Origin of the sequence: Frankia sp. AgB32, assembly GCF_023243045.1 — a bacterium.
Classification (GTDB): Bacteria; Actinomycetota; Actinomycetes; order Frankiales; family Frankiaceae; genus Frankia.
Genome location: NZ_JALKFX010000061.1, coordinates 15,685 through 20,448 on the forward strand (window position 1 = coordinate 15,685; position 4,764 = coordinate 20,448).

Genomic DNA, 4,764 nt, shown 5'->3' on the forward strand with positions numbered 1-4,764 from the left:
GGCCGGCAGAGTCACATTGGCCGGCAGAGTCACATTGGCCGGCAGAGTCACATTGGCCGGCAGAGTCACATTGGCCGGCAGAGTCACATTGGCCGGCTGGTCGCTGTAGACGGCGCGGTGTCCGGTTTGCCCCGGTGGAGAGGACCTAGCGGGGGAGGTCGCGCAGGATCAGGTCGAGGCCGGCGAGGAACTGCGCCTCGTTGTCGTCGCGCAGATGCGGCGCGACGTCGGAGAGGTCCGGATGGCGGTCGGCCGGCGGTCGCACCGCCGCGACGGGGCCGCCGTCGGCGCCCGCCCCCTCCTGCTCGACCGCGCGGGCGAGCTGGCGAGCCTCGGACAGGGTGTGACCGAGGGTGTAGAACAGCAGCGTCTGGTACACGTTCGCGGCGTCGACGGGGTCCATGCCCGCCCGGTGCAACTGGGCGACGGCGTGGTCGGAGCGCTCCCAGTAGGCGCCGACGCCCGGTGGGCGGCGCAGGACGAGCGGGGCCAGCGTGGGGTGGTCCAGCAGCGAGCGGCGTAGCTGGCGGAAGTTCGTCCGGATGTCGGCGCGCGGATCGTCGGACTCCGGCAGGTTCGCCGCGCCGTCGCGCACGACGCTGTCGACGAGCGCGTCGAGCAGCGCGTTCTTCGTGACGAAGTGGCGGTACATCGCCGTTGGGTCGCATTCCAGGAACCGCCCGAGCGCCCGCATGCTGAAGGCGCCCGCCCCCTGTGTGTCGACGACCTGCATCGCGGCGGCCATCAGCACCTCCCGCGACAGCGTGCCGCGCGGGGTGCGCCGCGACCGACGCGTGCGCCGGCCCTCGGGTGTGTCGGTCTGACCGTCGGGCGCGTCCGCCGCATCGTCGTGCTGGTCGGGGTTCTGCTCGTCGTCGTCGATGGTCACCATGATAATCAACGACGTTGACGTTGTCTCGTAGGCCGCGTTGGTCGTCTAATCGGTCTACCGCCCTGCATCCAGGGCGGAGCTGCGGATGTGGGAGGTCCTGTGAGTGCGGCGGGTGGCCGGCTGGCCGGCAAGGTTGCGATCATTACCGGTGCGGCGCGAGGGATGGGCGCGCAGGAGGCGCGGCTGTTCGCCGCGGAGGGTGCGCGGGTCGTGCTCGCCGACGTGCGCGACGACCTGGCGGCCGAGGTGGCCAAGGAGTTGGGCGATGACGCCCGGGCGCGGCACCACGACGTGGCGCAGGCGGCGTCCTGGGCGGACGTCATGGCGTACACGCTCGCGGAGTTCGGCCGCCTCGACGTCCTGGTGAACAACGCCGCGGTCCATCATCTGGGGACCATCGAGACGGAGACGGACGACGGCTTCGACAAGATCATTGCGGTGAACCTGCGCGGCACGTTCCTTGGGATCCGCGCCGCCATCGAGCCGATGCGGGCCAGCGGGGGCGGCTCGATCATCAACATCTCCTCGACCGCGGGGCTGCAGCCGTACTGGGCGCACGGTGCGTACGCGGCGTCGAAGTTCGGCGTCACCGGGCTGACCCAGGTGTCGGCCCTGGAGCTCGGGCCGCACGGCATCCGGGTGAACTCGGTGCATCCCGGTCCGATCGCGACGGACATGCTGCCGACGCCGGAGAACTCCGGCCGGTTCGACAGCCTGCCCGTGGGCCGGGTCGGCCAGCCGAACGAGGTCGCCGAGGCGGTGCTGTTCCTCGCCTCCGACGCGTCGTCCTACGTCAGCGGGACGCAGCTGAAGGTCGACGGCGGCGAGGCCCTCGGCCGGATACCACAGGCCTGACCGAGAGGTCCGGATTGTGTGAGGTATATCACATTGTGACGGTCACAATATGTCAAACAGTTTTATGTTCCTCATGTGCTCTCCTCGACCGGTTACGCCGTCCTCGGGCTGCTCTCGTTCGGCGAGGCACTGTCGGGATACGACCTGAAGCGATGGGCTGACCACAGCCTGCGTTACTACTTCTGGAGCCCGGCGCAGTCGGCGATCTACACCGAGCTGCGCCGGATCGAGGAGCTGGGCCTCGTCGAGGCGGTGGGTGCCGTCGAGGGGCCACGGGGGCGCCAGCGCTACCGGATCACCGAGTCCGGGCGCGCGGCTCTCGCGGCCTGGGTCGGCTCCGAGTCGACGCCGCCGACCATGGTCAAGGACCATGCGCTGCTCAAACTGGCCATCGGCCACGTCGTCAGCCCGGACACCCTGCGCGCCGTCGTCGTCGCCGAACAGGTGGCCGCCGAGGCGCTGCTCGAGGAGGTCCGGTACAGCGCCACCCGCGCCGAGGTCGCCGGGCTGGGCTACGTCGGGCTGGTCGAGCGCTGCTGCGAACGCCTGGCCGCCGCGCGCGTCGAGGTGTTCCGCGACCTCGCCGACGCCCTGGCCGAGGGCGTCGCCCTGCCGGACGACGCCGACGAAACCGCCCGCTGGGCGCTGTGCAGCCCCGCACCCGGACAGCGGTCCACGAAGTCGGAGGAGGGGCAACAGTGACACGTAACCCGTATGCCGGGGATCCGTTCGCCGACGACGCCGAGGCGATCACGGCGGCGCTGGCGGATGTCAGCGTCCCGGCGCTGCTGTGCTCGCTCGTCCACATGACCGGGGATCCGTCCTGGATCCGCGGGGAGATCGGGCCGCGGATCCCCAACGCCCTGGACATCCAGAACGGGATGCCGGCCGAGGAGCAGGCCGAGATCCGCCGCCGCGCGGTCCCGGCGATCCTCGCCTACCGCGACGCGGGCTGCGTGCCGCACGAGCCGAGCCCCGAGCTGCTCAGCGAGCTGCTCGCGTTCATGGGCCGCCGGCCCATCGAGGGCTCGCTGGCCGGGCTCGCCCTCGACGACCTGCAGTTCGACGGCCGCGACCACGGCGAGATCACCTGGGGGGACGAGATCCCCGCCGAGGTGAAGGCGGCCTCCGACGTCGTGGTCATCGGCGGCGGGATGGCCGGGATCCTCGCCGGGATCCGGCTGCGGCAGGCCGGCCTGCCGTTCACCATCATCGAGAAGAACGCCGGCCCCGGCGGGACGTGGTGGGAGAACCGCTACCCGGGCGCCCGCGTCGACGTCGCCAGCCACCAGTACTGCTACTCGTTCGAGCCGAACCACAACTGGAGCGAGTACTACTGCCAGCAGCCGGAGCTCGCGGCGTACTTCCGCGCCATCGTCGACAAGTACGAGCTGTGGCCGCACTTCCGCCTCGACACCAGCGTCGACGAGCTCACCTGGGACGAGGAGAACGCCCGCTGGGACGTCCGGACCAGCGGCCCGGACGGTGCGGGGGAGACCCTGCGGCCCCGGTTCGTCATCTCCGCGGTCGGCTCGCTCAACATCCCGAGGCTCCCCGACATCCCCGGGATGGACACCTTCGCGGGCCGCTCGTTCCACTCCACCCGCTGGCCCGCGGACCTCGACCTCACCGGCACCCGGTTCGCCCTGGTCGGCGCGGGGGCCAGCGGATTCCAGATCGGCCCGGCGGTCGCCGACACGGTCGAGCAGCTGACGATCTTCCAGCGGACCGCGCAGTGGGTCATCCCGAACATGCTCTACCACCAGGCGGTGCCGACCGGGGAGCACTGGGCGCTGCGGCACCTGCCGTTCTACGGCCGGTGGTTCCGGTTCATCGTGTCGTTCCCCGGCATCGCCTCCGGCGTCGAGCCCTACCGGATCGACCCCAACCACGGCGACCCGACGTCCCACTCGATCAACGCGGGCCACGCGCAGCGCGCCGAGCTGCTGCTCGGCTGGATGACCTCGATCATCGGTGACCGCGCCGACCTGCTTCCCAAGATCACTCCGGACTACCCGGCGCTGGGCAAGCGGGTGCTGCAGGACGACGGAAGCTGGCTGTCGACCCTGCGCCGGCCGGACGTCGACCTCGTGCGCACCGGGATCCGCCGCATCCGGCCCGACGGCATCGAGACCGTCGACGGCACCTTCCACCCCGTCGACGTCATCTGCTACGCGACCGGTTTCCGGCACAACGACTTCCTCGCCACCATGAAGGTCACCGGTCGTGACGGGGTGTCGCTGCGCGAGCAGTGGGGCGACGAGCCGATGGCCCACCTCGGCATCACCGCGCCGAACTTCCCGAACCTGTTCTGCATGTACGGGCCCGGCACGAACCTCGCCGCCGGCGCGAGCCTCTTCTACCACGCCGAGTTCCAGACCCACTTCGCCATGGACGCGATCCGCCAGACGCTCACGGCCGGCGCCAGCGCCTGCGAGGTGCGGCCCGAGACGCTCAAGGACTACAGCGAGCGGTACCAGAACGAGATCTCCCAGCTCGTCTGGTCCCACTCGTCGATCACGCACAGCCATTACAAGAACCCCGCCGGCAAGGTGTTCACGCTGTCGCCCTGGCCGCTGGACACCTACTGGGCCTGGACCCGCCGGCTCGACCGCGAGGACTACCTCATCACCGGGAGCGCGCTGTGACCGCCGGAACGCCTGTCCCGTTCGACGCCGAGCTGGGGGCCGTGCTCCAGGCCGTCGGCGACCATGTGCCGCGCTCGATGACAGCCGAGCAGATCCCCCTGTTCCGCCAGCTGATATCCGGCGCGGCGCCCAGCGAGGAGGAGCTCTCCGCCGGCGGCGCGTTCACGATCGAGACCGTGACGGCGCCCGGCGAGCCCGACGTGTCGCTGCTGGTCGGCCGGCCGGCCAACCTGCGGGAGCCGGCCGCCGCCATCTACTACATGCATGGCGGCGGGATGGTGTTCGGCGACGCCCGCACCGGCGTGCACGAGCCGCTCGACTGGGCCGCGGAGCTGGGCCTCGTCGTTGTCGCCCCGGACTACCGGCTCG

The 4,764-nt window shown here is 70.9% G+C and carries 5 protein-coding genes; 4 read left to right on the plus strand and 1 reads right to left on the minus strand.

Going from position 1 to position 4,764, the window contains the following annotated elements; all coding sequences use genetic code 11:
• Window positions 1-145 precede the first annotated feature (145 nt).
• Window positions 146-745 (minus strand): TetR/AcrR family transcriptional regulator C-terminal domain-containing protein, encoded by a 600-nt coding sequence (locus tag MXD60_RS17815; RefSeq protein WP_248820446.1) that lies wholly within the window; start codon window positions 743-745, stop codon window positions 146-148.
• Between the two features lie 246 nt (window positions 746-991).
• Here MXD60_RS17815 and MXD60_RS17820 point away from each other — a divergent pair, with 246 nt between their 5' ends.
• The 4 genes from MXD60_RS17820 to MXD60_RS17835 form a co-directional block, all read left to right on the plus strand.
• Window positions 992-1,747, plus strand: coding sequence for a glucose 1-dehydrogenase (locus tag MXD60_RS17820; protein ID WP_248820439.1), 756 nt, complete (start codon window positions 992-994; stop codon window positions 1,745-1,747).
• Window positions 1,748-1,822: 75 nt separating this feature from the next.
• Window positions 1,823-2,449, plus strand: coding sequence for a PadR family transcriptional regulator (locus MXD60_RS17825; protein WP_248820440.1), 627 nt, complete (start codon window positions 1,823-1,825; stop codon window positions 2,447-2,449).
• Window positions 2,446-4,395 (plus strand): flavin-containing monooxygenase, encoded by a 1,950-nt coding sequence (locus MXD60_RS17830; RefSeq protein WP_248820441.1) that lies wholly within the window; start codon window positions 2,446-2,448, stop codon window positions 4,393-4,395. Before MXD60_RS17825 ends, MXD60_RS17830 begins: the two co-directional genes overlap by 4 nt.
• Window positions 4,392-4,764: alpha/beta hydrolase family protein (locus MXD60_RS17835; protein WP_248820442.1), on the plus strand; the 373-nt coding region annotated here is incomplete at its 3' end. The genes MXD60_RS17830 and MXD60_RS17835, both read left to right, overlap by 4 nt.